Below are 26,568 nucleotides of genomic sequence, written 5' to 3' on the forward strand. Positions count from 1 at the left end.
CGGAAGGGCCCAGAAAGAGGCCCGGCCGGAGCCTGCCGAGCGCCGCTTCTGGGTCCGCGGGGAGGCGCGACCAGGTCGATGGAGGCGGCTTGGTCGGCCGACAGTCTGGCGCCAGTCAGGCGGTGGGCGACGACAGGGCCGGAGCCCCGCTCGCAACAAAGCGTTCCAGGAAGATGGCGGCGGGATCGGCCCCGTGGGCAGCAAGGAAGGTGCGGGCCGCGTCGGTCATGGGCGGCGGGCCGCACAGATAGATGTCTCTCCCCGGCACATCCTCGGGTGCCAGGAGGTCCGTGGCATATCCCGCCTGCCAGTCGCTGCCGGCCCCTCCGCGCGCAACCGCGACGCGGACGGCAAGGCCCGGCAGCCGTGTCGTGAGATCCGAAAGATCGTCAATGCAGAACAGGTCTTCGGGCGTGTTCACGCCGAAACACAGCGTCACGTCGCGCGGGGCGGGCGTGTTCGCCATCTGGCGCAGCATGGCCAGCATGGGGGCGAGGCCCGTGCCGCCCGCCACCATCAGCAGGGGGCGGGCGCCCTCGCGCAGGTAGAAAGTGCCGCGGGGTCCCTCGCACTCGATCTGGTCACCGGGGGCTGCGCGCTCCCGCAGATAGGTGGACATGGCACCATCGTCGAGCAGCCGGATCAGCAGTTCGAGGCTGCGTTCCGCCGAGGGCGGGTTGGCCATGGAATAGGAGCGGGTGACCCCTGCCCCCGGCACCTTCAGGTTGATGTACTGGCCGGACAGGAAGGCGAGCGGCTTGAGGCCGAGCGTCTGCCCCCGGAGGCGGACCACGCTGGCACCGAGGCGCTCCAGGGATTCGATGCGCAGGGAGAAGGGCTTCGCCGGCAGGAGGCGGGTGCGCTCATAGGGCATGCGGAGCGCCACATCCCCATCAGCAGCCGCGACGCAGGTCAACACCTCGCCGCTTTCCATTTCCTGCGTGGTGAGGGAGGTGGTGGCGAACTCGTCATATTCGACCGCGCCTTGGAGGATGGTGCATCGGCAGGTCTGGCAGTCACCGACCTCGCAATCGGAACTGAGCGCCAGACCGTTGCGACGCGCCGCCTGAAGGATCATCTCGCCGGGGCGGGCGTTGAACGCGGTTCGCTCGCCGTCCGCGAAGACGATGGTCACGTTGGGCATAGTTCGTCTCCTTCCGGCAGCCAGCCGGGCGCGCGGCTTGCCGCGCCCGGCCCCGTGGCCGAATGGGCCCTTCTGAACGGATGGGTTGGTGGCGGCGGGAAAGTCCGCCGCCGGTCACGGAACGAGGGCGAACTTCCCGTCCTTGACGGTGAGCATCACCACGCTGTCCGCCTTGGCGCCGAAATGATCGGCCGGGCCATAGGTATAGACCGCGGTGACGCCCACGTGATCCTTGAGGCCTTCGATGGCGGCGCGGATGGCGGCACGGTCGGTGGCGCCGGCTTTCTTCACCGCTTCCGCCAGCATCATCACGGCGTCGTAGGCGTTGCCGGCGAAGGTGGCCGGCGGCTTGCCGTACTTCGCCTCATAGTCCTTCACGAAGCTCTCGATCACAGGCCTTTGCGGGTCCCCCGCAGCCAGGGAGCCGGTGACATAGATCTTGGAGGACGGAATGAAGATGCCTTCGGCCGCGGTGCCGGCGAGGCGGAGGAAGTTGAAGTCATTCGCGGCGTGGGAGAGATAGAGCGGCAGATCGATGCCGAGCTGCCGGAAGTTCTTCACGGCGATGGCCTGGCCCGGACCCGTCGCCCATACCACCACCGCCTGGGCATCCGTGCCACGGACCTTGGTGAGCTGGGGCGTCATGTCCTGGTCGCCATTGCCGAAGGCCTGCTGGGACACGATGGTGATGCCGTAGCCGGCGGCGTTCTTCTCCATCTGCTCGCGGCCGCTGGTGCCGAAGGGGCTGTCCGCGTTCAGCACGGCGATCCGGCTGATGCCGCGCTTCTTCATGTCCTCCATCATCACGCTTTGCACGAGCACGTCGGTCAGCGGAGAGAGAAAGATCCATTTCTTTTCGTCCGCAGGCAGGACGATGTTGCGCGAGCCGCCGTTGGAGATCATGGGCATGGATGCCCGCTGGATGGTGTCGATGATGGCGAAGGACGAGCCGGAGTTCATGGGCCCGACGATCGCCGCGATGTCGCCTTGCCCGATGAGACGCTTCACGGCCGTTACGGCGCGGGTGTTGTCGCTCTCGGTGTTCACATTCACGAACTCGACGGGCTGGCCATTGATCCCGCCGCACTTGTTGATCTGCTCCACCGCGAGCATGGCACCCTCGAGCCCCGGCTGGCCGAGGGATGCGATGGAGCCGGACGTCTCCAGCAATCCGCCGATCTTGATGGGGTCGGCGGCGTGGGCGGTCGTGAGGCCAAGGGCGAGAAGCAGTGTGGCCAGGGAGGATCTCAGGGGCAGCATGGGAACACCTATGGTCGGGGCAGGTGGGGCAGGACGGTGACAGGTCAGGCGATGGCGCGGAGGGCCTCCGCGAAGAGGGCGGCGGGCGGGGTGTAGATGCCGCCGCCGATACGTCCCCGTCGCCCGCTGCGATCGAGGATGCCGAGGGCGATGCGGGGGGCGGTCGCTTTCGCCGCCAGGGCCGTGGTGGGAAGGCCCACCCGGGCCTGGCTGAGGGCGAAGGCGGGGTGTTCAAGGGGCAGGAGGTGCGCGCGCGGCACGCCGGTCGGCTCGCCCAGCATGGCGCCGAAGCCCAGCGCGTCCACGAGGGCGCTGTCACCGATGGCGCCGAGCCGGTCGTCGGGGGTCGCGCCATCGACCAGCGCCCCCTCCGGCGGGATGGCCGGCGCGGTGAACCAGCAGCCGGGCCTGCCTCCGAGCTGGATGCCCGCGTCCACGCCGTTGGCGCCCATGGCGGTGATGAGGCTGCTGCCGGGGATTTCAGCGGCGGATGCGATCAGCTTTGCCGCCGCCATCCAGAGGTTCAGGAAGAAGCCCGGCGCGCCGTCGAGGAAATGGCGCTCCGGCGTGTCGCTGCCGAGGCGTGGCGCGATGGCCTCGATGACACGCCGCGTGCCCTCCCCGGTGCGGCCGTGGCAGTCGTCACCCGCCAACAGTGCGGCATCGGCGATGGGGATGAGGGGGATGTCGCGGTCGACGATGATGGACAGGGTGGCCGCCAGATTGCCGTTGATCCACTTCAGGTGGGCGAGGATTTCCGGCCCGGCGAGGCCGAGCCGCTGGGCTTTCACCATCCCGCCGTTCATGGGCGCGAGGACGCGTCGGACCGGATTGGCAAGATCGACAACGACCTGCGCCGCCATGTTGGGAGAGAACACGGCGGCGAGGGGAACCATCGCGCCGTGATCCTGAGCCGGAGCCAGGCGGATGGTGCCGGAGAGGATCATCGCTTCCGCCTCGGCGGCGTCCTCGGCCCAATTCTCCAGCAGCGCGGCCATCACCGCGCTGTTCAGGATGGGACGGGCGATGCGCGCCAGGTCCACGGGCGGCCCGGCGTGAAGAATGGTGCGCTCGGGAAAAGCCATGGCATCGCGCGCCAGGACGACGCTGCGCCAGGCCGGCTCCACCGCGTGCATCAGGGCGAGCGCCTTGCGGTCGGCATCGGAGAGGATCAAGGGGGCAGAGATCTCGTCCAACCGGGCCTCCTCTAATCGCGATCATGCGCGGCTGGGTGCAGGCCGCCGCCTGATCGTTGCTCGTCCCGAGATAGGCCTCGGTAATCCGGGGATCCTTCAGCAGTTCGCGGCCCGTGCCGCTGGCGGCGACACGACCGTTGGCGAGCACCATGCCGCGGTCGGCAATGGCGAGCGCAGCGGCGATGTTCTGCTCCACCAGCAGGATGGTGAGGCCCTGCCGCTTCAGCCGGGCGACGGCGGCGAAGATCTCGTCGACCACCTGCGGGGCGAGGCCGAGGGAGGGTTCATCCAGCATCAGAAGGCGCGGCTCGCCCATGAGCGCGCGGCCGATGGCGAGCATCTGGCCCTGCCCTCCGGAGAGCGTGCCGGCGAGCTGCCGCCCCCGCTCCTTCAGCACCGGGAACAACTGGTAGACCATATCCAGGCGGGCCTCGAAAACCGCCCGCTCCTCGCGGCTCTGGTGGAGGAGGTGCGTGAAGCCGCGGGCCCGACGGCGGGCATAGCGGCCGGCTGCCAGGTTCTCGGCGACCGTGAGCGATCCGAACAGGGCGCGCCCTTCGGGTACGAGGCAGAGGCCGCGCGCGACGACGGCGTCCTCCGGGAGGCGCGCGATCTCTTCGCCCGCGAACGACATCTCGGTGGCGCGCGCGGGGACGACACGGGCCACGGCCTTGAGCAGGCTGCTCTTGCCCGCGCCGTTGGCACCGACAAGCGCCAAGACCTCGCCTTCGTCGATGTGGAGCGAGACGCCGTCCACCGCCGTCAGGCCGCCGTATGCAACGCGCAGATCCTTGACCGTCAGCAGCCGTGCCGCCTGCCTCGCCTCGGGGACCGATGCGAGGGCGGCAATGCCGGGCACGGCTTCCGGCTCGTCCGGCGCGCGACGGCCGAGATAGGCCTCGATCACCTGCGGATTGGCCCGCACAGCGTGGGGTGCCCCGTCGGCGATGAGATGTCCGCGGTCGAGCACCATGATCCGCTGGGCGATCCGGGTCACCAGGGGCATGTCATGCTCGACGAAAAGCACCGTGCGGCCTTCGCGCCACAGGGTCAGGATCACGTCCCCGAGGAAGGCCTTCTCGCTCTCGTTGAGGCCGGCGCCAGGCTCGTCCAGCACCAGCATGGACGCACCGGTCGCAAGCACCCTGGCGATGCTGAGGAGGCGCCGCTGGCCGGCGGTGAGAAGGCCCGCAGCGAGATCCGCCTTTTCCAGCAACCCGACCCGTTCAAGGTGGGCGTCGGCCTCGCTCCGGAGGCGCCGGGCGGACGGGAGGGCGTTGGCGCGGAAGCCGAGCCCTGCGACGACCCCGAGGCCCGATGCCGGCACCCCGCCGACCATGACATTCTCGCGCACCGTCAAGTGCTGGAACGGCTCCGCTGCCTGGAACGTGCGGGCGAGGCCCCGCCGCGTCACCTGATGCGGCTTGAGGCCGGCAAGCGGGCGGTCGCGGAAACTCACCGACCCCACGGTCGGCGGCACCTCGCCGGAGAGCACATTGAGGATGGTGGTCTTGCCCGCGCCATTCGGGCCGATGAGAGCCACAAGCTCACCCTCGGCAATGTCGAAGTTCACGTCCGAGAGGGCGGCAAACGTGCCGAAGGTGACGCTTGCATGGGCGACGGAGAGGATCGGCTGCGCGCTCATCGGGCCGCCACCTTTCGGAAGCGGCGCGCCTGCGCCACCACGGGCTCCGCGATGCCGGCAAGCAGGCCCCGCGGGAAGAAGATGACCGAAACCACCAGGAGCGTGCCGTATGCGATCACGTCGAAGGCGCCGAGCGGCTTCAGGGCCTCGCCCACTAGCGTGACGAAGGCGACGCCGAAGAGCACGCCCCAGATGTTGGCGAAGCCGCCGAGCGCCACCATGAGCAGGAGCCGCACGGAGAAGCCCACGTCGAACGGGCCGGGGCTGAGATAACCGACATAGTGGGCATAGAGCCCGCCGCCGATCGCGCACAGGAAGCCGCTCAGCATCATCACCTTGCGCTTGAGGGCAGGCACATCGTTGCCCAGCGAGCCGACCACCTTGTCGCCCTCGGCGATGGCCCGCATCACGAGGCCGGCGGGCGAGGAGATGAGGTTCTGGGCGAACAGAACCGCAAGGACCACGGCGCTCCACACCACCGGCAGAACCTGGGCATCGGTGATCAGGTCCTTGCCGAAGATCGACAGGGGCTCGATGCCCGACAGGCCGTTGGGGCCGCCCGTGAGGAAGTGCATCTCGACGAACCCGATCTGCACGATGATGCCGAAGGCCAGCGTCGCCATGGCGAGGTGGTGTCCCTTCAGACGGAAGACCAGCCAGCCGATGGCCCAGGCGACGCCCGCCACGAGCACCGACGTGACCAACACGCTCGCGATGGCGGGGAGGCCGACGGCCGCGCCGATCAGCGCGGAGCCATAGGCGCCGAGGCCGTAGAAAGCGGCGTGGCCGAGCGAGATCTGCCCGGTGAAGCCGGTGAGCAGCGTCAGCCCCAGCGCGGGGAGCGCCTGCAGGCCGATGACCACCGCGAGGCTGATCGCATAATCGTCGCCGGACAGCATCAAGGCCGCGAGCACGGCGATGAGCAGGGGGATGCGGACCATGTCAGCTCCTCACCTTTTCAAGGTCGCCGAACAGGCCACCGGGCCGGAACAGCAGGAACACGAGCAGCAGAACGAAGGCGATGGCGTTCTTGTAGCCGGAGCTCACATAGCCCGCCGCGAAGGCCTCCAGGATGCCGAGGAGAATGCCGCCCAGCGCGGCGCCGATGGGGCCGCCGAAGCCGCCGACGATGCAGGCCACAAAGCCCTTGATGCCGAGCTGGAGGCCGCTGTCGTACTGGGTCAGGGCGATGGGCGCGATAACGATGCCGGCGATGGCGCCGAGCGCGCCCGACATGATGAAGCTGATGAGGCTCATGGTCCCCACGCGGATGCCGACGAGGCCGGCTGCGAAGGGATTGATGGCGCAGGCCCGGAACATCTGGCCGAGGAAGGTCTTGCGGAACAGCAGCTCCAGCAGGACCATCGCGGCCATGGCGACGCCGATGACCCACAAGGCCTGGGGAGAGATGGTGGCGCCGCCGATGCGGATCGGCGCATCCCCGGAGAAGGCCGGCATGGGCTGGGCGTCCGTGCCCCAGATGAGCGCCGCCACGCCGTGGAGGATCACGCCGATGCCGATGGTGACGATGATGCCGCGCACCACATCGGAGCGGACGGGCCGGATGGCGGTGCGCTCGATCACCGCCGCCACGAGGCAGGTGACCACGACGGCGAGCCCGATCGCGATCGGCAGCGGTACGCCCACCCCAAGGAGGGCGATCGTGGACATGGCGCCCACCATCGCAAAATCCCCCTGGGCGAAGTTCACGATGCCCGTCACGTTGAAGATGCAGGTAAAGCCGACGCCGATGAGCCCGTAGATGCTACCGACGACGATGCCGCTCAGAAGAAACTGGAGCGCGTCCGTCATGGTCCGATCCTCCCGTGGAACGCCGGTCAGGCGCCCGTTCGCATCCAGGACTCGGAAAATGCCAGGAAGGCGGAGCTCTTGACGGTATCGGCGCAATTGCGGGTCACGACCTTGCCCTTGAGGGGCCGGCCATTGATCGTCACCGAAGCGTCGGGCGCGTCGAGGAACACGCTGTACATCTCGTGCTTCTTGGTGGGGCCCTTCTCAGGCGGCATGTCCACCGCATAGGGCGCGCCGAGGCCGTTCCAGGTGGCGGATACTTCCATGTCCGGCGACCGCACGATCTCGCGATAGGTGCTGCGGGTGTCGCCTTCGCGCCGAATGTCGGTGGCCGGCAGGTAGCTGATGGCGGAGATGCCGGGGGAGACGCGGAAGGCGGCGAACTTGGAGAAGAACTCCGCCACGAGGTAGCGGGCCAGCTCCTCGTTGTCGGAAATGCAGAAATTGGCGACCTCCGGCAGTCCCTTCGCCGTGTTGGGATCATCCAGCACGACGATGCCGCTGCCCATACCATACGGCGAATAGACGATGCGGAAGAAGCACATGAGGCCGGTCCATGGCCCGTCCTCCTGCTCCTTCAGATAGATTCCCGGATTCTCGCCGCTCCAGTCGACGGCGCCGGAGTGGATCGGGTGCTTGGTCACGGGGCAGATCCTTGTGCTGTGAGGCGTCGAAGCTGTGTCGCCTCGGCAATTGTGCTGCCGTGGGATCACGGGGAACGGCGGCCGGAGACGCCGCCCGGGGTGCGTTCACTCCGCCGCGCGGGGCAAAAGCGAACGCTGGTAGTCGAGGAGCTTGCGGCGCACGAGCTCCAGGCGGTCGTCCTCGGTATGGTGCTCGCCTTCGACGATGATCTCCGTGACCCGGCGACCCACCTCCTCCATGAGCTCAAGATCGTCCACGCCGTCTATGGTCGGGATGTCGAGAACCGTATCGTGGCAATAGGTCGGGATGAGGCCTCTCGAGCGGAGCGGCGAAGCGGCGCGTCGTTCTCCGGCTGCGAGGTCACGGATGTCGCGGCGCAGGAGCTTGCGGAGCATCACCACGCCCTTGTCGCAATAGGTGAGATGCTCCAGCGCGTGGATGGCGATGGGCCGCTGCGAGACGATGGCGTCATAGTCTCCCGGCAGACGCTGGCGCTCCTCGAAGGAGGCGCCTATCCCCTGGCCGTAGAAATCCACCTTCTCGACGCCGCATTCCTCTTCCTTGGCGAGGCCGCGCGGGTTCACCTCCGGGTGGAAATGGCGCCAGCCGATCACCTTGCAGGTGCGGTTGTCGATGGGCGTGGTCCAGCGTGTGATGCCCACGCGCCCGAACTGCTTCGCCTCCTGTCCGTCCTCCCAGATATGGCCGACCTGGGCGAGGTTCGGCATGAGAATGTCGTTGGAGCGTACCCACACCTTGTCTTTCCAGCGGCGGGTGGTGACGTAGATCATGCCCGTCGGCGTCTCCACGAAATCCATCACCGGAAGCTCGCCCCAGGTGTCGGAGAAATGGGAGAAGGTCACGCGCGTGTGCAGGAACACCGCGTGCGCCGGATCCATCACGTTTTCATGCACCTGCAGCCAGTTGCAGGGATACGTGACGCAGTAGGGCACGAGCTTGTCGCCCGGATGATCGAAGGAATCGTAGAGCGGAAATTCCGGCATCATCTCGATTGGGCCGAAGTATCCGAAGACGAGGCCCTTATACTCGCGCGCCGGGTAGGCCGCGTGATAGAGTCTTTCCTTCAGCGTGCTGCCGGGCGGGTCGCCAGGTGTCTCCAAAACCTTGCCGTCCATGCCGAACAGCCAACCGTGGTAGCAGCATCGCAGGCCGCACTCGGTGGGAAGGCCGAATTCCAGTGACGTTCCACGGTGGGGGCAATGGCGATCGAGGATGCCGTACTCGCCGGCGGTGTTGCGGAACACCACAAGGTCTTCGCCGAACATGCGGATGCCAAGCGGAACATCCTTGATCTCACCGGTCAGGGCCACCGGCTGCCAATAGCGCCGCAGCAACTCGCCCGCCGCCGATCCCTTCTCGACATGGGTGAGCTCGACATTCTCCTCCGGCGCCGGATCGTTCAGATAACCGGCGAAGGGCTTCGCAAGAAACTGCTTGTGTTGAGCCATGCACATGCTCTCCGAGGGGCGGCGGAGGGGGAGGTGCTTCTCTTCGCGGAAGCGGCTCCGCTTGTGATGTGATGAGCATTGCGCCGGTTCTTGAGGTTGGCAAATCGAATTAGTGCGATTACAAAGTCAATAAATCCGAACCAAGACGCCCCCAAGTTTTGGGCGTTGCGCGTGAGCTGTGAGCAAAAGCGGGAAGGATGGCGATCGATTTGGCAATGTGATCGCATTCGAGGCCGTATTTGCGCGGCTCTGATGGCTTTTTCACCACTGCGGAAGGGGCGCGGGTGAGGTGTTGGGCATCGCTTTCGCGCAGGGGACGCAGCATGAACATGCCTGAAGGCCAGGAGGCGTGGCAGGACGTTCCCAATATCAGCCTGCGCCAGCTCGCCTATTTCCTCACGGCCGCGAACCAGTTGAGCGTGCTCAGGGCGGCCGAGACGCTGAACGTCTCGCCCTCCTCCGTCTCCACCGCCATTTCCCAGATGGAGCGCATTCTCGGACTGAAGCTGTTCACGCGGCGCCATGCGCGCGGGATGCTTCTGACCCCTGCCGGCCGGGACCTGGCCGTCCATGCGCGCAGCATCCTGCTGCATGTGCGCGAGATCGAAACCATGGGGGAGCGCGGAGGCCCGCGCGCCGCCATCCGGCTGAGCATCGGCTGCCTGAACACCTTCGCGCCCTATCTCATTCCCAGGCTGATGCAGGAAGTGGAGAAGGAGCACCCCAAGATCCAGGCCAAATGGCATGAGGACAGCCACGATGGCCTGCTTGAAGGGCTGCACAGCGGCGCGCTCGATCTGGTCGTTCTGTATGATTACGATCTGCCCACGGCAGTACAAACGATTCCGTTGCGTACCATGCCAGTACAGCTGGTCGTGCCGGAGGGCCACGCGGTTCTTCAGCGGGACAGGTTGCGCCTGTCCAACGTGGCGAAGGAGCCGTTCATCCTCCTGGATCTTCCCAAGACCAGGGATTATTTCCTCTCGATCTTCGCCGCGGAGGGCATCGAGCCCCGCATCGCCTACCGGACGGGCTCGTTCGAGATGCTGCGCAGCATGGTGGCGAATGGCTTCGGCTATACGGTTCTGAATTTCTCGCCGCCGTATCTCGCCGCGGACCAGGGCCGCCTCGTTTCGAGGCCATTGGAAGGGCCTTTGCGCCCTCAGGAACTGGTGCTTGCACGCCTCTACAGGACCCGCCCGCCATCGCGCCTGGACCAGCTCGCCGAGACGGTGAGAGCCTGCGTCTCAAGGCTGAAGACATCCACCGGGGGATAGCTCGGGACTGATGCGCGCCAAGAGGAATCTGCCTGCACGCGCGGAATGCACTGGACCTCGCAGGACCGAGCGAGACATCACTGCATTCCACGGCCGCGACTCTACATCTGTTGCAGCCATTCAGTCCGAAGGCGTTGGCAGGCCAGTAGAGGGCAGCTTATCTGTCCCCTTTGCTGGGGACCACTCCCTAGGGTTTAGGATCGGCTGCCTGCTGCGCACGCTGAAAGCTTTCGATCACGGCAGCATAGTTCGGAGCGACAAGTCCATACAGCTGAGCCAGGCTGGCGGCCTCCGGTCGCGCCCAGGTTCTGTGGAGTTCCGACAGGAGGGCGTTGGTTGAGGTGGGCTTCACACCACCCTGAACGAAGCGGGCCAGGGAGGTGCGCGACGCCATTTCGCTGGGGTCGCCCGAGGCATCCACCACCGCATAGACCTCATATCCCGCGAGCTTCGCATCGAGCGCCGGGAACATCACGCAGACGCTGGTCCAGACGCCGGCCATGACGAGCGTCCTGCGGCCTGTAGCCTCGACCTGCCTGACGAAATCGTCGTTGTCCCAGGCGTTCACCTCCCCCTTGCGCGGAACGTAGACGGCATGGCAGGCCAATTGGTGAATCTCCGGCATCAGGGGCCCATTGGAACCGCCGGGCTCCGACGCGGTCGTGATCACCGGAATATCGAGAAGCGTGCAGAGCCTCGCGATCATCTCCACATTGCGCCGCAGGTCCGCGACGGGAATATCCTTCACCGTCTGGAACAGGCCGGACTGGTGATCGAGGAGAAGGACGAGCGTATCGGAAGGATCCATCAGCGCGGCACCCCCGCCGCTCGGCAGGACGCTGGTTTTCTTGGGCGATTCTGTCATTTCTGCCTCCGGGTTTGACGCGCCGATGCCCTTTGCCGTGATCGCCGCCCGACGGCGGCCGTGCGCGGGGGATCAGGACTGCAAGGCCCAGTCGGCCACCTGCCAGCGCATCTGGCCGCGGTCCAGGACGACGCGGCCGAGCCCGGGAAAGGGCATGTGGGTCGCGGCGATCAACGCGCCCTCGGAGGCTGCGAGGGGAAAGAAGCGATCCCGCATGGCCTGGGCCGCCGCGCGGTCCTGCTCGAATACGAAGCCCACGTCGGTTGCCTGCGGGTGCACCACGGGGAAGAGCATGTCGGACACCATGATGAGGCTCTGCCCGGCATCGGCGATCCGAACGCCGATATGGCCGGGGGTATGGCCGGTCAGGTCGATGATCGAAACCCCCGGCGCCACCTCGCGCTCGCCGTCGATCGCCTGGAGCCGGGGATAGAGCTTCACCACCTCGGACGCCATCCGGAAGCTGTTCTGAAGGTAGTCCGGCGCCCCGGCCCGCTTCGCCGGATCGGTCCAGTGCCTGATGTCCCGCCGGTCGATGTAGAGTTCGGCGTTGGGATAGTTGTTCTGTCCGCCGGCGACCAGCCCGCCCATGTGATCCTCATGCATGTGGGTCACGATGACGGCGTCGATCTGGTCGCGGCGGACGCCGGCGGCGGCGAGCGCCTGCGGCAGCGCGCCGGTCTGCCCGATGGAGCCGGCTGGGCCCGTGTCGAGCAGGATCCGCCGTGCGCCGTCCTCGATCAGATACTGGTTGAAGACGAAACGGACGCCGCTGGGCCGTGCGACGAACTGCGCCACGGCGGCCTGCTCGACCTGGGCTGCAGTGCGGCCGGGAAAGAAGGTGTAGGGCATGTCCGCATAGCCGTCCGTCAGCGCCGTTACGGTGAAGCGGCCGATCCTGATCTGCGCCAGCGGGGTCACACGGGCTGTGGCGGGAAGCGAGGCGGACGCGGGCGCCGGGGAAGGCGCTGATTCCGCAGTCGCCGCCACGCTGCGGACGGTGGCGAGGAGAGGGAGAGCGCCGCCCCCGAGAATGCTGAGGGGAAGGCCGAGCGAAAGGGCCCGACGAGACAGGTTGGTCATGGCAGCATCCGTTTGGTGATCGACGGCAGATGAGTTTTCTGGACTCCCCATCCGCTTCTGAATGACGGTAGGACAGGCGTAGCCAAATCAGTACCGGGCCGTTCCGGGAGCTATCCTCTCACGTTTCGGGAGATATGATGGACCGCTTCGATGCTATGACTGTGCTTCTGGCCGTCGTGGAGGCCGGAAGCCTTTCGGGCGGTGCCCGTCATCTGAGGGCGCCGCTGGCGACGATCAGCCGGAAGATTGCCGAGCTCGAACATCATCTGGGAAACCCGCTGTTCGTGCGCAGCCGTGGCGGCCTTCGGCTGACCGAATCCGGGCGCGCGTTCGTGTCGGCTTCCCGTCGCATCCTCGGCCAGGTGGAGGAGGCCGAGCGGGAAGCCGCCGGCGAATTCCGAACGCCGCGCGGCACGCTGCATGTCACCGCGCCCATCGCCTTCGGGGAGCGTCATCTCATGCCCGTCGCACTCGATTTCCTCGCCCAGTATCCCGACATCAGCCTGCGCCTCATGCTGGCCGACAGGCAGATCAGTCTGGTGGACGAGTACATCGACGTCGCGCTGCGCATCGGCCATCTGACGGACAGCACACTGATCGCCACCCGCGTCGGCACGGTGAGCCGCGTCATCTGCGCGAGCCCTGACTATCTTGCCGGACGCGGCGTACCACAGCGGCCGGAAGATCTCGCCACCCATGACGGGATCAGCTTTCAGGGCTTCGCCATGGCGCCCGAATGGCGCTACCGGCGTGACAGCGCCGCCTTCACCATCGAGCCGCGCCCGAAGTTGGCGGTGAACACGACGCAAGCCGCCATCCAGGCGGCGCTCGCCGGCCTAGGGATCATCCGTGTCCTGTCCTACCAAGTGGCGGACGAACTGCGGTCCGGCCTGCTGCAGGTCCTTCTGCCGGGCTTTGCGCCGGAGCCGCTGCCGGTGAGTCTCATCTATCCGCAGGCGGACCTAATGCCGCTGAAAGTTCGCAGCTTCCTCGACTGGACCGCCCCGCGCCTGCGCGCCCGCATGGCCCTGCTCGATGCGGCCGGCCCGTGAGGTGGCCTGGAAATCGGCGCCGCGGCTGGTCGCGATCCGCGTACCCGCGCCGCCCTGAGGCAAGTGATAAGCAGAGCTGAAAACCTCATAAGATCGAGTTGCTCAATATTTGATGTCGAAGGGCGATTTCTTTGATCTTGTCTGACTTTTTTATCCTATCTAATAGTTCATCACTAAATTGAGGACAGTAAAAATGCGATCGTTCCCCAAATTCAAAGTGGCCGCGATGCATGCGAGTCCCGTCTTCCTCAACACGCAAAAGACGGTCGAGAAGGCATGCGCCCTGATCGAGGAAGCGGCGAACAACGGCGCGAACATCGTCGTCTTTCCGGAGGCTTTCATTCCCTGCTTCCCGATTTGGCACTCGCTGCGGGCGCCGGGGCTGAATCACGATTATTTCCGGCGCCTCGCCGCAGCCGCGGTCCACGTTCCAGGTCCCGAAACCAAGCGGCTGGCGGAAGTCGCCAAGCGGCGCGACGTGATCGTCTCGATGGGCATCAACGAAGGCACGCCCGCCAGCGTCGGGTGTCTGTGGAACACCAACATCCTGATCGGGAATGACGGGCGCCTGCTCAACCATCACCGCAAGATCGTGCCCACCTATATGGAAAAGCTGACCTGGGCCAATGGCGACGGCGCGGGGCTGCGCGTCGTGGACAGCCCGCTCGGCCGCATCGGCGCCCTGATCTGCGCCGAGAACTGCAATCCCCTCGCCCGGCATGCGCTGATGGCGCAGGGCGAACAGCTTCACATCGCCACCTATCCGTCGAGCTGGCTGAACGGCGGCAACATGAGCCTCGCCGAAGGCGTGCGCATCCGCACCGAGGCCCACTGCACCGAGGCGAAGGTGTTCACGGTCGCTGCCTCCATGTTCCTCACGGAAACCGCGAAGGACATCATCTCGGAGGGCGACCGCGAGGTTCGCGGCCGGCTGGATGCGTCCGAGCGCAATCCGACGATGGTGATGGGGCCGAGCGGCGAACTGAAGGCTCCCGTCCTGCGCGATGAGGAGGGCATCCTCTATGCCGACATCGATATCGAGGACTGCATCATCCAGAAGCAGTTCCACGATCTCGCCGGCTACATGAACCGGTTCGACATCTTCAACCTCACCGTCAACCGGTCCACCAACGATCCGGTTACGTTCACGCCCATCCGTGGTCGGCGCGAATTTCTGGACATGGACCTTACCGAAGATGCCGTGCCGGCGTGGTCGCGCATGGCTCACGCCGCCGGCTGATGCCGGCGCATTCCCGGCCACCGTGTGAGATCGGCGCCCGCCAGCACAGGCGGCGGCGCAACCCCTAGAGGAAGCGATGCAGGCCGCCCTGTTGAAAGGCATCTTTGTCGGTGAGCCGGCTCCGCTCGGAGCGGGCGGCACCCCGAGCGCCTTCGTCAAGCGCCCTGTCGAAGGGGCGGTGGACGTCGGCGCGGGCGGGCTCGCCGGCGACCGGCAGGCCGATCTGCGCGTCCACGGCGGGCCGGACATGGCGGTCTACGCCTATCCGTTCGAGCATTACGACGAATGGATGTCCGAGTTTCCCGAGCATGCCGCCCTGTGGGGCATGGGAAGCCTGGGCGAGAACCTCTCCATGGAGGGGTGGGATGAAGCCGGGGTGTGCGTTGGCGACACCGTCCGGATCGGCGCGGTGCTGATGCAGGTCACGCGGCCGCGCAAGCCCTGCTTCAAGCTCGCTCTGCGCTTTGATGACCTGCGCCTGCCCCGGCGGCTGACGCAAACCGGGCGCTGCGGCTGGTATTTCCGCGTGCTGGAAGGCGGCCGCATCGCTTCCGGAGCATTGGCGGAACTGATTGAGCGGCCGAATCCGGCCTGGCCGATCCGGCGCCTCAACGACCTTTCGGCGAACCCGGGAGCGGACGCCGACGCGCTGGCGGAACTCGCGGAGGTGCCGGAGCTTGCGGAAAACTGGCGTGCGCAGGTGAACGCCGCCCTCTCAACGCTGCGGACCGGTGGCCGCAGCCGCGTGTTCCGCGACTTCCGCATCGCCGGGACACAGGATGAGAGCCGGTCCATCCGCTCGTTTCTGCTCGAGCCCGCAGACGGCGGCGGCCCTCCGCCTGTGCAGCCGGGCCAGCATATCGTCGTGCGTGGTGAAGGTTCGGAGCAATCCCGCGCATATTCGGTATCGGCGCTGCCGGTCGGGCACCTGCGCATCAGCGTGAAGCGGGAGCCGGGCGGCTTTTCCGAGTGGCTTCACCTGAACGCCAAGCAAGGCGATCGCCTGCGCGTACTCGGCCCGCGCGGAAGCTTCGTGTGGGCCGGAGACACCACCGCACCCCTCGTTCTCATCTCGGCCGGCGTCGGCATCACGCCGATGATGGCGATGCTGCAGGCGGCGGCGACCAACAACGGCTCGCGCTGCGTGCCCGAGAGCATCACCTTCATTCACGGCGCGCGCCGGTCGGCGGATCACGCCTTTGCAGACCAGACGCGGGAGATCGCCGGCCATCACCCCTCGGTCCGGCGCCATGTCCGGTTCAGTGCCCCGGGGAGCGAGGATGTCCTGGGGCGCACCCACGATAGCGTGGGCCGGATCGACGAGCCGCTGCTCGCGGATCTGCTGCGCGGACTGGTGAACGCCCGAATCTACATTTGCGGCCCCCCGTCCTTCATTCTGGACGTGACGCGCTGGGTCGGCGAGCTGGCGCTTCCCGGCGCCGAGATCTTCACGGAGACGTTCGGCGCGCCGCAGAGGGCACCGGGCGCCGACGCATCCCCCATGAAGCCCGAGCCGCCATCGGAAGCGCAGATCCATTTCGACGCAAGCGGCGGCTCTTCCGTCTGGCGCCCCGGGATGAGCCTGCTGGACGTTGCCGAAGCCGGCGGCGTGGCGATCGAGTCCGAGTGCCGCTCCGGAATCTGCGGCCGGTGCGCCACGCCCATCGTCTCGGGGCGGACCGGATATCAGCTCACGCCGTTCGCCGAGACTACGCCGGGCGAAGTGCTGCTGTGCTGCGCCTACCCCGTGGACTGCGACGTCCACATGGACCTCTGACGCAATCGAAATGAGCCGGGAGCGGCATGTCTCCCGCGCGGACTATGAGAGGATGACGGGATGACTGAGATGAACCGGCGCCTGTTCAGCGGAATGATGCTGGCGCTCATGACACCCGGCCTGGCACGGGCGCAGGATGCGGCGACCTTGCGGATCGCCCACGATACCCCGATCGCGTGGCTCCCCTTCTACGTGGCCTACGAGAAGAAGCTCTGGCAGGCGCGGGGCATCAATCCGGTCGTGGTGCCGTCGCCGCACGGCACAGCCACGCTGATCGCGGTGGGGGCTGGCGGCGCCGATTGCGGCGTCTCCACCGACCTGTCGATGGCCATCGGCGCATTCAACAAGAACCCGGCCAAGATCCTCGCCTCGTTCAACAGGGTCGAGAACATGGAGCTGGCGGCCGTGAAGGCCATCAAATCGCCTGGAGACATAAAGGGCAAGAAGATTGCCATCGTCCAAGCCAATCCGTCCCATTATTACTTTTCGCTGCTGCTGAAGAAGCATGGCCTCAAGCCTTCGGATCTCTCCATCGTTCGCCTCGGCCCGCCGGAAATGATCTCGGCGCTGAACGGTGGCGCGATCGACGGCTTCGTCTGGCAGGAGCCGTTCCTGACCCAGGCCGTCCGGCTTCCGGGCGAGCGCTTCCACCGCCTCGCCGAGCCGGGCCTCAACGCGATCCATGCATCGCTGATCGCCAACACCACGGCCATCGCCAAGCAACGCCCCGTCCTCGTCAACGCGCTGCGTGCGCTTGGCGAAGCGTGCGACTACATCAAGGCCAATCCGGCGGAGGCGATCAGCATCGGCGCCCGATATTCCCAGATGGATCCGCAGATCGCCGCCGACGCCATCACCCGCATGCAGATCGGCCTGACCAACGACGTCCCGACCATGAAGCGCCTCATGACGGAGGAGGCGAAATGGGCCATGGCCGAAGGCATCGTGCGTCCCGACGCGACGATGCCCGACTATGAGGACTATCTGGACGCCACCCTGCTGGCGGATGCGAGGGGCTCATGACCGCGCATCCACCGGTTCCGGTCCGAGCGGACGGCAGTGCCAGCTTCATCCAGATCGATTCCGTGTCGTTCTCCTTCGATCCCGCTCAGCTCGCGTTGCGCAGTGTCAAGTTGAGCATCCCGAAGGGGCAATTCGTCTGCCTGCTCGGGCCGAGCGGATGCGGAAAGACGACGCTTCTCAACCTGATCGCCGGCTTCCTGTCGCCGTCCGACGGATACATCTTCGTGAACGGACAGGTCATCGAAGGACCCGGGCCCGACCGGGGCATGGTGTTTCAAGACTATTCGCTGTTTCCCTGGCTCACCATCCAGGGAAACATCGAGTTCGGCCCATCGATCGCCGGGCTTCCCGCCAAGGAGCGGCGGGAACGCGCGGGCCACTATCTCGACATGGTCAATCTCGGCCATATCGCCGACCGCTACCCCAACGAGCTCTCGGGCGGCATGAAGCAGCGCGTCGCGATCGCCCGGGCGCTGGCCGCGGGTCCGAAGGTGCTGCTGATGGACGAGCCCTTCGCCGCCCTCGACGCCATGACGCGGAACCACCTGCAGGGCGAACTCATCCGCATTCACGAACTGGAGCAGCCGACCATCCTGTTCGTGACCCACAACATCGACGAAGCCATCAGGCTGGCCGACCGCGTGCTGGTCATGTCGCCCAATCCGGGGCGGGTCGTGCGCGACGTCCTGATCGATCTGGAGAAGCCGCGTGTCCGTACTTCCCTCGAATTCGCCCGCCTCTACGATGCTTTCGAGGCTGACATCGGCCATGCGGCCTCCTAAGAGCGATGTCAGGCCGGCAGGCGGGAGCGGGGCCGCCCGTCGCCTTGCCGTCAGCGCGCTGGGCATCTTCTCGTTTTTCCTCCTCTGGCATCTTGCGGCGGCAAGTGGCCTTGTCGACCGCATCATGCTGCCCTCCCCGCTCGAGGTGTTTCACTCCGCGGCCGCCATCTACGAGACGGGGGAACTGGCGCAGCACGTCCAGGCCAGCATCCTGAGGATGGCGCTCGGATACGCCGTGGGCTCGGCGCTCGGCATCGCGCTCGGAGTGGTCCTCGGCAGAATTGCCTTCATGGAGTGGTTCGTCGGCCCGGTTCTGCAGATGGCGCGGGCCATTCCGCCCCTCGCCCTTGTGCCCCTGATCATCTTCTGGTTCGGCATCAACGAGGGGGCAAAAGTATTCCTCATCGCCTGGGCCACGTTCTTCCCGGTGTGGATCAACACCCTGCTCGGCGTAAAAGGGGTGAACCCGCTGTTCATCCGCGCGGGACAGAGCCTTGGCGCCAAGCGGGGAACGCTGCTGCTTCGCGTCGTTATTCCCGCCGCCCTCGCGCCAATCTTCTCGGGCTTGCGGGTGGCATTGTCCATCTCCTTTACCGTCCTCGTCGCAGCCGAACTCGCCGGCGCCCTCGCGGGCCTTGGCTATTTCATCCAGAATTCGGCGCTGTCCTTCCGCGTGGACAACATTTTCGTTGGCATCGTGGTGCTTGCCATTCTCGGTTTCATAGCCGATACGCTCTTCATGGCGCTGCTGTACTGGCTGTTTCCGTGGTATCGCGCACAACAAAGCGGGAAATAGAGCAAGACCGGCAGGTCGCCTCAATTTCTCCGGTGGTGTTCGCGTCGAAATCCTGCAAGGATCTTGAACAGCTCGATAGGCGCCCGGAGAAGATATTGCAGATCAACCAATTTCGCTATTTGGTCGCCTTGGCCAAGGAGCGGCATTTCGGTCGCGCCGCTGCATCTCTCGGGATCAGCCAGTCAGCGCTGTCTCAGGCGCTCCGGCAGTTCGAACGGCACTTCGGGGTGCCGATCGTCCAGCGTCACCAGGGGGGATTCCAGGGCTTCACCCGGGAGGGCGAGGCCGTCCTCGCTCTGGCGCGCCAGTTCATCGCCGATCACGACCGGCTGCTGAACACCAACTGGGAAGATCCCGATGCGCACCTGACGGGCACGCTTCGCATTGCCCTTTCGCCGGTCGCGATGACGATCACGTCGCTGCTCACCGCGCCGTTTGCCGCGAAGCACCCCGGCGTCAAGCTTTCGGTCCTTTGCAAAACGATGCCGGAAATCGAACGGGGATTGAAGGAGTTCGAGTATGACATCGGAGTTACGTATCTGGACGGGCTGACGCTCGGCGGACTTCGGCCTTACACTTTGTATGAAGAAGCCTATTATTTGCTCGTTCCCAGAGACCACCCCCTGAGCGCACGAAAGTCGATCGACTGGAAGGAAGTCGGGATGCTGCCGTTGTGTCTGCTCAGCCCGCATTTGCACAACCGGATTATCATCGATCGCATCCTCGCGAGCGTCGGCATCGTGCCCCAGGCCGTCATTGAAACAAACTGCAGCCTCGGCCTGTTTGCGCATATGCGAACGGGAAACTGGCTGACCGTCGTGCCCCACTCATATTTCTATCTGCTGGGGGACTGGGTCTCCATTCGGTCCATTCCCATCGTAAATCCCTCGGAGACCGCCACGATCGGTCTCGTAATCCACGAACGCGAGCCCCTGATGCCGGCGGTGCGTGCTTTCGTAGAGATCGCCCAGCAGACGGGTGTCGGCAAGCAATTGGATCGGTATCGGGCCTAGCTCCGCGGCCTAGAAGCGGTAAGTCGCGCCGAGCACCGGCCCCTGCATGCGCACATCGTACAGGAAATTGCCGTTCTCATAATCGACGGAGAGCGCGCGGTAGCCGGCGCGCAAAGCGAGGTTCTCGCTCCACTGGTAGTTGACCGTGGCGATCGCCTGCCAGGTGAGCTTGGAGCCGACATCGAAGCCGCCGATATCGCCCACCACGGTCAGGCTCCACGGGCCGCCAAGCTGGGCAAGCACACGGCCCGCGATGACCGGATCGACCCAGCTTTCGGTCTGGCTGTATGCGAGGCCCGAGGGCAGCAGGCCGGGGTCGACGGTGAGCCTGGTGTTGAGGTGCCAGACGCGCAGTCCCGCGCCGGCATCGATGTCCAGCGCGTCCGATTCGTACAGCCTGTACAGCACGTCGCCTTGCAGCGTCAGGCTGCGCGACCGCACCTCGAAACCGGCGGCGCAGGGACCGGGCAGTGTTCCGGAGGGGGTCACCTGCGTGAACATCAGGTCCGCGAGGAAGCCCCAGCGCCCGACCCGCATCTCTCCCGCGCCCATCACCGCGCCATTGAGATCCTTCAGAACGTCTCCGAAGCTGAGATCGATCTCGGCGGGCGGCAGGGGCGGCAGGGTCGCGCTGGTGCCATGCAGCGCGCTGGCCCAGAGGTAGATCGTGGCGGAGAAGGTCGGCGCGTCGACATCCATCGCCGGCGGGGAAGATGCAAGATCGGCGGCGCGCGCCGGCGCGGCGCCGGAGAACGTCATCAGGGCGGCGGCACCGAGGAGGGCGGCTGCCGCGGAACGGCGGGCCGCCGACAAGCAAGCGCGCATCAATCGGTCTCCAGTCCCATCTCGTAAAGCGCCTCGCCGGGCTGCGCGAGCGGTGCGGAAAGCGCAGACTTCAGCGCCGCTCTGTAGAAGAGCGGCGGCGCCATGGTGCGGGCGAAATCCACCACGCGCTGCTGCAGCTGCGCCACCTTTTCGGGATGCGCGGCGGAGAGGTCCGTCTTCTCCGAGGGATCCTTGGCGAGGTCGAACAGCTCGACCTTCGGCGGCAGCGCGACGTGCCAGACCAGCTTGAAGTCGCCCTCGCGCACCGCGCCCTGGGTCGGATCGACGTTGTAGAGCACCTCGGCACGGCCGGGCTGGCCCGCCGCGAGCGCCGGCCAGACATCGCCGCCATCGAGCGATTTCGACTTGCCGAGATCGGCGCCGGCGAGCCTGGCGAGGGTCGGCAGCATGTCGACGACATGCATCACGCCCTCCGCCGTGCCTGGTGCGATCCGGCCCGGCCAGTTGGCGAGCGCGACGACGCGGGTGCCGCCCTCATAGACCGAGCCCTTGCCCTCGCGCAGCGGCGCGTTGCTCGGCGGCAGGTCGCCGGCCACGGCGCCCTCGCCGGCGAACATCTTGTTGCGGGTGCCGCCGTTGTCGCTGTGGAACACGATGAGCGTGTTCTCGCGAAGTCCCCGCGCGTCGAGCGCCGTCACCACCTTGCCGATCTGCTCGTCCATGGCGGTGATCATCGCCGCATAGGCGCGCCGTTCGGGATCGGCGATGCCCGCATACTGGTCGAGATAGCGCTGCGGCGCCTGATAGGGCGTGTGGGGGGCGGTGAAGGCGAGATAGAGGAAGAGGGGTGTCTTCGGGTCGTGGCCCGCGATCTGCCGCACCGCCTCGGCACCGAACAGTTCGGTGTCGTAGCCCTCTTCCTTCAGAAGCGTGTTGTCGCGGTACCAGTCGGTGACGCCGTGCGCCTCATGCTTGAAATGGTCGATCTCGCCGACCAGCGGGCCATAGAAATAGTCGAAGCCGCGCTGGCGCGGCCAGTACTTGCGGTCCGCATGGCCGAGATGCCATTTGCCGACAATCGCGGTGCGATAGCCGGCCGCCTTCAGCGCCTGCGGGAGCAGAAACTCGTCGGTGGCGAGGCCATAGCCGGCGCCCGACGGGATGGCGCCGACCTGCAGCCCGTAGCGCATCGGGTAGCGCCCGGTCAGCAGCGCCGCGCGCGTCGGCGTGCAGAACGGCTGGGTGTAGAAATGGCTGAGCTTGGCGCCGCCCGCCGCCAGCGCGTCGAGGTTCGGGGTACGGATGTCCGACCCCTGAAAGCCGACGTCGGCGAAGCCGAGGTCGTCCGCGACGATGTAGAGAATATGGGGGCGCGGCGCGTCCACCGCCCGCGCGCCTGGCGAAAGCAGCGACAGGCCGGCGATGGCGGCGAGAAATCCAGCGCCGCCGGCAAGAACATCGCGCCGGTTGGGCGCGGCCGGTGCGGAGGCAGGGGGCGTGTCTGTCATGATGACCTCGTCGGGAGCGCGACCCGCCGGACACAGCGGAAGCCGATGTGCCCCGAGGCGGTGTCCAGGGTCTGGCGGGCAAAGTCCCGGTTCGTGACGGGGGTGTGGTCGATGAAGAAGCCATCCGCCGCGACGGGATGGGCCGGGCGTTCCTCGGGATAATGGCGGTCGGAGCCCATGAGGAAACGGCCGCCGGCAATCCAGGTCATGCCGTCAACGGCATGGGCTTCAGGATCAGGCTGAAAAGCGTCCGCACCGTGCCCGCGCATCACTGCTTCATGTCCACGCCTGTCTAAGCGGCTTGATCGTCCGGACGGCGCTGGTCAGCGTCGATCAGGAAGCAGCCATAGCCAGAGTTCGCGTGGGTCCTCAATTGCCATTTCGCGCCAGAACGGCGCCGCGCCATCTGGCGGGCGATGCGCCCTCCCAGCGGCGAAAGGCGCGGATGAAATGGGCAGGGTCGCGATAGCCCAGCATCCGGCCAATCGACCCCACCGGCAGCATCGGGTCGACAAGGTAGCGCTGCGCCTGCGCCCGCCGCCACGCGTCCACCTGGGCCTCGAAGGATGTCCCGAGCCGCGCCAGTTGCCGCTGCAGGCTGCGCGGCGACAGGCCGAGGCTCCGCGCCGTGTCGACAAGCGACAGGCGTCCCGACATCGCGGCGGCAGCGATGATGAGTTCAAGCGTCTCCATGAGCACACGCTCGTCGCGCTGATCCCACGCATACGGCGGGGTTGCCCCAGGGTCGTTCGGCGGCGGCACGGCGCCGAACAGGGCGTTGGGCCGGTCGAGCCAGGCGGCGTCGAAGCTCACGGCGATCCCGACGCCGTTGCCGAAGGCGACGCCGGCGCCGAGCTTGTCCTCATAGTCGCGGGCCGGCATGCGTGCCCGATGCGGCAGCCGGACGTGAAGGTCGCAGCCAGCCTCTCCGGTCACCGCCCGCAGCGCGGCCAGCACGAAGGCGGCGACGCCTTCATTGAGCACCCCCGCATGGTCGGCATCGCTGTCCGCGAAGGAATGGCGCCAGCAGGCGCGGCCTTCGCTCTCGGTGATGGCGATACGGACGCCGCCCTGCAAGGACGGCATGTGGCGCATGTGCGCGTGGAGGCACTCGCGCAGCGTCCGCCCTCCGAGCAGGGCTTGCCCGCTGGGGCCGAGCCGCAGCGGATCCGCACCGGCCGCAAGGTCGAGCCCGATACCGGGTGCGCCTGTCTTGCGAGAGAACTCTTCCAGCAGGGTGGCGATCTGCGCCCGCGCCACGTGACGGCCCGGTTCCAGGTCCCCGCCGATGCCCGCCCGACCGAGCAACGGCGCCAGCGCGACGCCCCGACGATCGGCGACGTCCGGGAGCATGTGCACCAGCGAGAGATTGACGGGATGTCGGTCCCACATAGGCGATGACGTCCGGCCCCGCAAAAACAACAAGGGCGGCTTCTAGCGCCATACGGGCCATCAGACCACTGCACTGGACCTCAGCGGATCCAGCGAGACGCATGCGGCGCTGTAGGACTTTGATTTCGCATCTAGTTTCAGACGCTTCCAGACATTTCTGGATGCTGAAATGGTGCCCAGGAGAGGACTCGAACCTCCACGGCTTTCACCACTGGTACCTGAAACCAGCGCGTCTACCAATTCCGCCACCTGGGCTCCAGACGGCGCGGGGCCGTCAGGAGCGCGACACATAAGGGTCGGGTGGAGGGCTTGTCAACACGCGCGGCGGCTTCGCCCACGGAAAGATGGGGAGTTCCCAACGTGGCGCCGGTCGGCCGGCGCCGACCCAGCGCCCGGGACGGCGGAGTCTGGTCCCAGCCGACCCGCCAGCGCGGGGAACAGGGAGTTAGCAAGCGAGCGTGGGGACGAGGTCGGTCGGACCTCCGAAGGGCACCCTGCGAGGCTGGAGGATGCGAGGCCGGCCGCGCTCTCAACGGTGTTGCCGCCCGGTGGAGAAACAAGTGTCTCCACCCGCCCGGCCGGCGCAGCGTGATCGCGATGCGCTCAGACGAGAGAAGATTCGTCCTCGCCCGAAATGCCGCCCCCCGGTGGCCCGAGGCCGGCCGCCTCAGCCGGGTCGGGCGCCTGGGCCCGACCGGCGGCTGCCGGGGCGGGCGGGGCGTTTCCCCTGTCCGGAGCACGTCAGCGCTCGAACTTGGCGGGACGCTTTTCGACGAAGGCAGCCATGCCTTCCTTCTGGTCGGCCAGCGCGAACTGGGCCTGGAACACGCGGCGCTCGAAACGGATGCCCTCGGCAAGGGTCGTCTCGTAGGAGCGGTTCACCGATTCCTTGGTCTGCATCGCCACGGTCAGCGACATGCCGGCGATGGTCGCGGCCACCTTCAGTGCTTCCTCCACCAGCTCGGCTGCGGGCACCACGCGGGAGACGAGGCCGGCGCGCTCCGCCTCGGCCGCATCCATCATGCGGCCGGTGAGGCACATTTCCATGGCCTTGGACTTGCCGACGAAACGGGTGAGGCGCTGGGTGCCGCCCGAGCCGGGCATCACGCCGAGCTTGATCTCCGGCTGGCCGAACTTCGCCGTGTCGGCGGCGAGGATGAAGTCGCACATCATGGCGAGCTCGCAGCCGCCACCGAGGGCGAAGCCGGCCACCGCGGCGATCACCGGCTTGCGGGCGCGCGAGAGGCGCTCCCAAGAGGTGATGTAGTCGTCGAGATAGGTCCCCGGATAGGTGAAGTTCTGCATCTGCTTGATGTCGGCGCCAGCGGCGAAGGCCTTCTCGGATCCCGTCAGAACGATGGCGCCGATGCCGGGGTCGCGCTCGAAGCCGTCGAGGGCGGCGTTCAGCTCGTCGATGAGCTGGGCGTTGAGCGCATTCAGCGCCTGCGGCCGGTTCAGCCGGATGAGACCCACGCGGTCGTGCTGCTCCACCAGGATCGTCTCGTATGCCATCCTCAATTCCTCCCCGTTCCGGCGTGACGCCGGACGTTTTGCCGAACGCGCAGGCGCGCGAGAGAGTGCTCTAACCCGTTTCGGCGGGACAGGCGAAGAGGCAAGGCCGCACAGCCGCCGTGCGGGGCTGCCCTATCGCTGGCAGATGGCGCAGAAGAAGGTGGAGCGGCCGGACTGGACGATGCGCTGCACCACGCCCTTGCACCGCGGGTTCCAGCAGGGCTCGCCCTCGCGGTCGTAGACGCGGAAGGTGTGCTGGAAGTAGCCGAGGTCCCCGTTCACCTGCCGGTGGTCGCGCAGCGAGGAGCCGCCCGCCTGGATGGCCTCGCGCAACACGTCGCGGATGGCGGTGACGAGGCGTTCGGCGCGCTGGGTCGGGCCGCCCATGGCGTTGGCGAGGGTTTGAGCCATGCGGCGGGGGGAAAGGCCGGCGCGAAACAGCGCCTCGCAGACATAGATGTTGCCAAGTCCCGCCACCATCTTCTGGTCCAGCAGCGCCGCCTTCAGCGGGGTGTTGCGGCGGGCGCAGGCACGGGCGAGGTAGTCCGCATGGAAGGCGTTGCCGAGCGGCTCCGGCCCGAGGCTTGCCAGCAGCGGATGGGAATCCAGCCGGTCGTACGGCACGATCAGGATGGCGCCGAAGCGGCGCGGATCGTTGAAGGTCACGGTGGTGCCGCCGGCGAGATGCAGCACCACGTGATCGTGCAGCCCCGCCGCGCCCCGCGGATGGTGGAAGGCGCCGGGCCGGCCGGACTTCTCCCCCTCGATGCGGATCGAGCCGGACATGCCGAGGTGGAGGATCATCACCTCGCCGCCGTCGAGATCGGCGAGGAGATATTTGGCGCGCCGGCCCACCGCCTCGATGCGGCGGCCGGCGAGGCGTTCGGCGAAATTCTCCGGCAGCGGCCAGCGCAGGTCCGGACGGCGCGCCTCGGCGCTCTCGATCACGGCCCCCTGCAAGACAGGCATCAGACCGCGGCGGACGGTCTCCACCTCGGGCAATTCGGGCATTTTTTCCTTGGCGTCAGCGAGGCGCCGCAACCGGCGCGTGAATCGTCACAGGCCCTCAGCATCGGGCCTGCGCGGTCGCGACGCAAGAGACGGCACGGCGTACGGCACAGCTATTGCCCGCGGAGGAAGAAGGAGTGGAAAGAAGGAGCGGGAAGAAGGGGTCGGCAAAACGGACGCCTCGCAATCCTTCCCGTTTTGGAGTAGAAATCATATATCTACACGTGTTTTATGCGAAATAAGCCACCCCGCGCGGGATTCGCCGGCGGCGGGCGCACCCCTG

The 26,568-nt window shown here is 66.8% G+C and carries 24 protein-coding genes, 1 tRNA gene and 2 pseudogenes; 8 read left to right on the plus strand and 19 right to left on the minus strand.

The annotated features are described in order from the left end of the window. Nucleotides 1-115 precede the first annotated feature (115 nt). The 10 genes and pseudogenes from ABLE93_RS04485 to ABLE93_RS04525 form a co-directional block, all read right to left on the minus strand. Nucleotides 116-1,144 (minus strand): FAD-binding oxidoreductase, encoded by a 1,029-nt coding sequence (locus ABLE93_RS04485; protein ID WP_348838177.1) that lies wholly within the window; start codon nucleotides 1,142-1,144, stop codon nucleotides 116-118. A gap of 114 nt (nucleotides 1,145-1,258) precedes the next feature. Continuing rightward, nucleotides 1,259-2,404 carry an ABC transporter substrate-binding protein gene (locus ABLE93_RS04490; protein WP_348838178.1) on the minus strand — a complete coding sequence of 382 codons (1,146 nt, stop codon included), beginning with the start codon at nucleotides 2,402-2,404 and terminating at the stop codon, nucleotides 1,259-1,261. A 44-nt stretch (nucleotides 2,405-2,448) separates the two neighbouring features. Beyond that, the gene (locus ABLE93_RS04495; protein WP_348838180.1) at nucleotides 2,449-3,540 is read right to left on the minus strand and encodes a YlbE family protein; all 1,092 of its coding nucleotides are present in this window, start codon (nucleotides 3,538-3,540) and stop codon (nucleotides 2,449-2,451) included. A 349-nt stretch (nucleotides 3,541-3,889) separates the two neighbouring features. Beyond that, nucleotides 3,890-4,723 (minus strand): annotated as a pseudogene (locus ABLE93_RS26950) (ABC transporter ATP-binding protein); the annotation flags it as partial. Beyond that, nucleotides 4,715-5,245: pseudogene (locus ABLE93_RS26955) on the minus strand (ABC transporter ATP-binding protein); the annotation flags it as partial. The pseudogenes ABLE93_RS26950 and ABLE93_RS26955, both read right to left, overlap by 9 nt. Then, nucleotides 5,242-6,186: a branched-chain amino acid ABC transporter permease gene (locus ABLE93_RS04505; RefSeq protein WP_348838181.1), complete on the minus strand. Its 945-nt coding sequence runs from the start codon at nucleotides 6,184-6,186 to the stop codon at nucleotides 5,242-5,244. The pseudogene ABLE93_RS26955 and the gene ABLE93_RS04505, both read right to left, overlap by 4 nt. Before the next feature lies 1 nt (nucleotide 6,187). After that, on the minus strand, nucleotides 6,188-7,057 hold the full coding sequence (locus tag ABLE93_RS04510) for a branched-chain amino acid ABC transporter permease (protein WP_348838182.1): 870 nt from the start codon (nucleotides 7,055-7,057) through the stop codon (nucleotides 6,188-6,190). Between the two features lie 26 nt (nucleotides 7,058-7,083). Further along, the gene (locus ABLE93_RS04515; protein WP_348838183.1) at nucleotides 7,084-7,701 is read right to left on the minus strand and encodes a hypothetical protein; all 618 of its coding nucleotides are present in this window, start codon (nucleotides 7,699-7,701) and stop codon (nucleotides 7,084-7,086) included. Between the two features lie 105 nt (nucleotides 7,702-7,806). Further along, the gene (locus ABLE93_RS04520; protein WP_348838185.1) at nucleotides 7,807-9,171 is read right to left on the minus strand and encodes a Rieske 2Fe-2S domain-containing protein; all 1,365 of its coding nucleotides are present in this window, start codon (nucleotides 9,169-9,171) and stop codon (nucleotides 7,807-7,809) included. Between the two features lie 118 nt (nucleotides 9,172-9,289). Further along, the gene (locus ABLE93_RS04525; protein WP_348838186.1) at nucleotides 9,290-9,496 is read right to left on the minus strand and encodes a hypothetical protein; all 207 of its coding nucleotides are present in this window, start codon (nucleotides 9,494-9,496) and stop codon (nucleotides 9,290-9,292) included. Here ABLE93_RS04525 and ABLE93_RS04530 point away from each other — a divergent pair. Beyond that, nucleotides 9,495-10,448 carry a LysR family transcriptional regulator gene (locus ABLE93_RS04530; protein WP_348838188.1) on the plus strand — a complete coding sequence of 318 codons (954 nt, stop codon included), beginning with the start codon at nucleotides 9,495-9,497 and terminating at the stop codon, nucleotides 10,446-10,448. The two genes, ABLE93_RS04525 and ABLE93_RS04530, sit on opposite strands and share 2 nt — an antisense overlap. Before the next feature lie 187 nt (nucleotides 10,449-10,635). Here ABLE93_RS04530 and ABLE93_RS04535 read toward each other — a convergent pair whose 3' ends face one another. Beyond that, entirely contained in the window at nucleotides 10,636-11,313 is a 678-nt protein-coding gene (locus ABLE93_RS04535) for an isochorismatase family protein (RefSeq protein WP_348838190.1), read from the minus strand. A 72-nt stretch (nucleotides 11,314-11,385) separates the two neighbouring features. Continuing rightward, on the minus strand, nucleotides 11,386-12,396 hold the full coding sequence (locus tag ABLE93_RS04540) for an MBL fold metallo-hydrolase (protein WP_348838192.1): 1,011 nt from the start codon (nucleotides 12,394-12,396) through the stop codon (nucleotides 11,386-11,388). Nucleotides 12,397-12,533: 137 nt separating this feature from the next. Here ABLE93_RS04540 and ABLE93_RS04545 point away from each other — a divergent pair, with 137 nt between their 5' ends. The 7 genes from ABLE93_RS04545 to ABLE93_RS04575 all read left to right on the plus strand — a co-directional run bounded on the left by ABLE93_RS04545 (nucleotide 12,534) and on the right by ABLE93_RS04575 (nucleotide 20,079). Next, nucleotides 12,534-13,448, plus strand: a complete 915-nt coding sequence (locus ABLE93_RS04545) for a LysR family transcriptional regulator (RefSeq protein WP_348838194.1) — start codon at nucleotides 12,534-12,536, stop codon at nucleotides 13,446-13,448. 226 nt (nucleotides 13,449-13,674) lie between these two features. Next, the gene (locus ABLE93_RS04550) at nucleotides 13,675-14,688 is read left to right on the plus strand and encodes a carbon-nitrogen hydrolase family protein (protein WP_348838196.1); all 1,014 of its coding nucleotides are present in this window, start codon (nucleotides 13,675-13,677) and stop codon (nucleotides 14,686-14,688) included. Between the two features lie 76 nt (nucleotides 14,689-14,764). Further along, nucleotides 14,765-16,465: an MOSC domain-containing protein gene (locus ABLE93_RS04555; protein WP_348838198.1), complete on the plus strand. Its 1,701-nt coding sequence runs from the start codon at nucleotides 14,765-14,767 to the stop codon at nucleotides 16,463-16,465. Nucleotides 16,466-16,525: 60 nt separating this feature from the next. Beyond that, nucleotides 16,526-17,488 (plus strand): ABC transporter substrate-binding protein, encoded by a 963-nt coding sequence (locus tag ABLE93_RS04560; RefSeq protein ID WP_348838199.1) that lies wholly within the window; start codon nucleotides 16,526-16,528, stop codon nucleotides 17,486-17,488. After that, the gene (locus ABLE93_RS04565) at nucleotides 17,485-18,270 is read left to right on the plus strand and encodes an ABC transporter ATP-binding protein (RefSeq protein ID WP_348838201.1); all 786 of its coding nucleotides are present in this window, start codon (nucleotides 17,485-17,487) and stop codon (nucleotides 18,268-18,270) included. Before ABLE93_RS04560 ends, ABLE93_RS04565 begins: the two co-directional genes overlap by 4 nt. Then, a complete protein-coding gene (locus ABLE93_RS04570; protein WP_348838204.1) occupies nucleotides 18,197-19,066 on the plus strand; it encodes an ABC transporter permease in 870 nt (289 codons plus the stop codon). The genes ABLE93_RS04565 and ABLE93_RS04570 overlap by 74 nt, the downstream gene beginning before the upstream one ends. Continuing rightward, entirely contained in the window at nucleotides 19,036-20,079 is a 1,044-nt protein-coding gene (locus tag ABLE93_RS04575; protein WP_348838205.1) for a LysR family transcriptional regulator, read from the plus strand. The genes ABLE93_RS04570 and ABLE93_RS04575 overlap by 31 nt, the downstream gene beginning before the upstream one ends. A gap of 9 nt (nucleotides 20,080-20,088) precedes the next feature. Here the strand turns inward: ABLE93_RS04575 and ABLE93_RS04580 are convergent, their stop codons facing one another. From ABLE93_RS04580 to mutM, 7 genes are all read right to left on the minus strand, one after another. Next, nucleotides 20,089-20,838, minus strand: a complete 750-nt coding sequence (locus ABLE93_RS04580; protein ID WP_348838207.1) for a porin family protein — start codon at nucleotides 20,836-20,838, stop codon at nucleotides 20,089-20,091. A gap of 65 nt (nucleotides 20,839-20,903) precedes the next feature. Further along, nucleotides 20,904-22,373, minus strand: coding sequence for an arylsulfatase (locus ABLE93_RS04585; protein WP_348838208.1), 1,470 nt, complete (start codon nucleotides 22,371-22,373; stop codon nucleotides 20,904-20,906). Beyond that, a complete protein-coding gene (locus ABLE93_RS26960; protein ID WP_510182976.1) occupies nucleotides 22,370-22,642 on the minus strand; it encodes an SUMF1/EgtB/PvdO family nonheme iron enzyme in 273 nt (90 codons plus the stop codon). The genes ABLE93_RS04585 and ABLE93_RS26960 overlap by 4 nt, the downstream gene beginning before the upstream one ends. Before the next feature lie 100 nt (nucleotides 22,643-22,742). After that, entirely contained in the window at nucleotides 22,743-23,765 is a 1,023-nt protein-coding gene (locus tag ABLE93_RS04595; RefSeq protein WP_348838209.1) for a helix-turn-helix transcriptional regulator, read from the minus strand. Nucleotides 23,766-23,935: 170 nt separating this feature from the next. Beyond that, nucleotides 23,936-24,020 (minus strand) — tRNA-Leu (locus ABLE93_RS04600). Between the two features lie 486 nt (nucleotides 24,021-24,506). Next, on the minus strand, nucleotides 24,507-25,277 hold the full coding sequence (locus ABLE93_RS04605) for an enoyl-CoA hydratase (RefSeq protein ID WP_348838210.1): 771 nt from the start codon (nucleotides 25,275-25,277) through the stop codon (nucleotides 24,507-24,509). A gap of 132 nt (nucleotides 25,278-25,409) precedes the next feature. Continuing rightward, on the minus strand, nucleotides 25,410-26,288 hold the full coding sequence (gene mutM / locus ABLE93_RS04610; protein ID WP_348838212.1) for a bifunctional DNA-formamidopyrimidine glycosylase/DNA-(apurinic or apyrimidinic site) lyase: 879 nt from the start codon (nucleotides 26,286-26,288) through the stop codon (nucleotides 25,410-25,412). Nucleotides 26,289-26,568 lie beyond the last annotated feature (280 nt).

This window comes from Xanthobacter pollutisoli (genome assembly GCF_040044995.1).
Lineage (GTDB): Bacteria > Pseudomonadota > Alphaproteobacteria > Rhizobiales > Xanthobacteraceae > Xanthobacter.

What these genes read in the sequence shown, in the direction of transcription:
- ABLE93_RS04495 (WP_348838180.1), bottom strand. Translation starts at nt 3,540, where the DNA reads ATGCACGCGGTGGAGCCGGCCTGGCGCAGCGTCGTCCTGGCGCGCGAT.
- ABLE93_RS04530 (WP_348838188.1), top strand. Translation starts at nt 9,495, where the DNA reads ATGAACATGCCTGAAGGCCAGGAGGCGTGGCAGGACGTTCCCAATATC.
- ABLE93_RS04505 (WP_348838181.1), bottom strand. Translation starts at nt 6,186, where the DNA reads ATGGTCCGCATCCCCCTGCTCATCGCCGTGCTCGCGGCCTTGATGCTG.
- ABLE93_RS04490 (WP_348838178.1), bottom strand. Translation starts at nt 2,404, where the DNA reads ATGCTGCCCCTGAGATCCTCCCTGGCCACACTGCTTCTCGCCCTTGGC.
- ABLE93_RS04605 (WP_348838210.1), bottom strand. Translation starts at nt 25,277, where the DNA reads ATGGCATACGAGACGATCCTGGTGGAGCAGCACGACCGCGTGGGTCTC.
- ABLE93_RS04550 (WP_348838196.1), top strand. Translation starts at nt 13,675, where the DNA reads ATGCATGCGAGTCCCGTCTTCCTCAACACGCAAAAGACGGTCGAGAAG.
- ABLE93_RS04585 (WP_348838208.1), bottom strand. Translation starts at nt 22,373, where the DNA reads ATGACAGACACGCCCCCTGCCTCCGCACCGGCCGCGCCCAACCGGCGC.
- ABLE93_RS04555 (WP_348838198.1), top strand. Translation starts at nt 14,765, where the DNA reads ATGCAGGCCGCCCTGTTGAAAGGCATCTTTGTCGGTGAGCCGGCTCCG.
- ABLE93_RS04535 (WP_348838190.1), bottom strand. Translation starts at nt 11,313, where the DNA reads ATGACAGAATCGCCCAAGAAAACCAGCGTCCTGCCGAGCGGCGGGGGT.
- ABLE93_RS04545 (WP_348838194.1), top strand. Translation starts at nt 12,534, where the DNA reads ATGGACCGCTTCGATGCTATGACTGTGCTTCTGGCCGTCGTGGAGGCC.
- ABLE93_RS04525 (WP_348838186.1), bottom strand. Translation starts at nt 9,496, where the DNA reads ATGCTGCGTCCCCTGCGCGAAAGCGATGCCCAACACCTCACCCGCGCC.
- ABLE93_RS04580 (WP_348838207.1), bottom strand. Translation starts at nt 20,838, where the DNA reads ATGACGTTCTCCGGCGCCGCGCCGGCGCGCGCCGCCGATCTTGCATCT.
- ABLE93_RS04540 (WP_348838192.1), bottom strand. Translation starts at nt 12,396, where the DNA reads ATGACCAACCTGTCTCGTCGGGCCCTTTCGCTCGGCCTTCCCCTCAGC.
- ABLE93_RS04595 (WP_348838209.1), bottom strand. Translation starts at nt 23,765, where the DNA reads ATGTGGGACCGACATCCCGTCAATCTCTCGCTGGTGCACATGCTCCCG.
- ABLE93_RS04485 (WP_348838177.1), bottom strand. Translation starts at nt 1,144, where the DNA reads ATGCCCAACGTGACCATCGTCTTCGCGGACGGCGAGCGAACCGCGTTC.
- mutM (WP_348838212.1), bottom strand. Translation starts at nt 26,288, where the DNA reads ATGCCCGAATTGCCCGAGGTGGAGACCGTCCGCCGCGGTCTGATGCCT.
- ABLE93_RS04560 (WP_348838199.1), top strand. Translation starts at nt 16,526, where the DNA reads ATGACTGAGATGAACCGGCGCCTGTTCAGCGGAATGATGCTGGCGCTC.
- ABLE93_RS04520 (WP_348838185.1), bottom strand. Translation starts at nt 9,171, where the DNA reads ATGGCTCAACACAAGCAGTTTCTTGCGAAGCCCTTCGCCGGTTATCTG.
- ABLE93_RS26960 (WP_510182976.1), bottom strand. Translation starts at nt 22,642, where the DNA reads ATGCGCGGGCACGGTGCGGACGCTTTTCAGCCTGATCCTGAAGCCCAT.
- ABLE93_RS04565 (WP_348838201.1), top strand. Translation starts at nt 17,485, where the DNA reads ATGACCGCGCATCCACCGGTTCCGGTCCGAGCGGACGGCAGTGCCAGC.
- ABLE93_RS04510 (WP_348838182.1), bottom strand. Translation starts at nt 7,057, where the DNA reads ATGACGGACGCGCTCCAGTTTCTTCTGAGCGGCATCGTCGTCGGTAGC.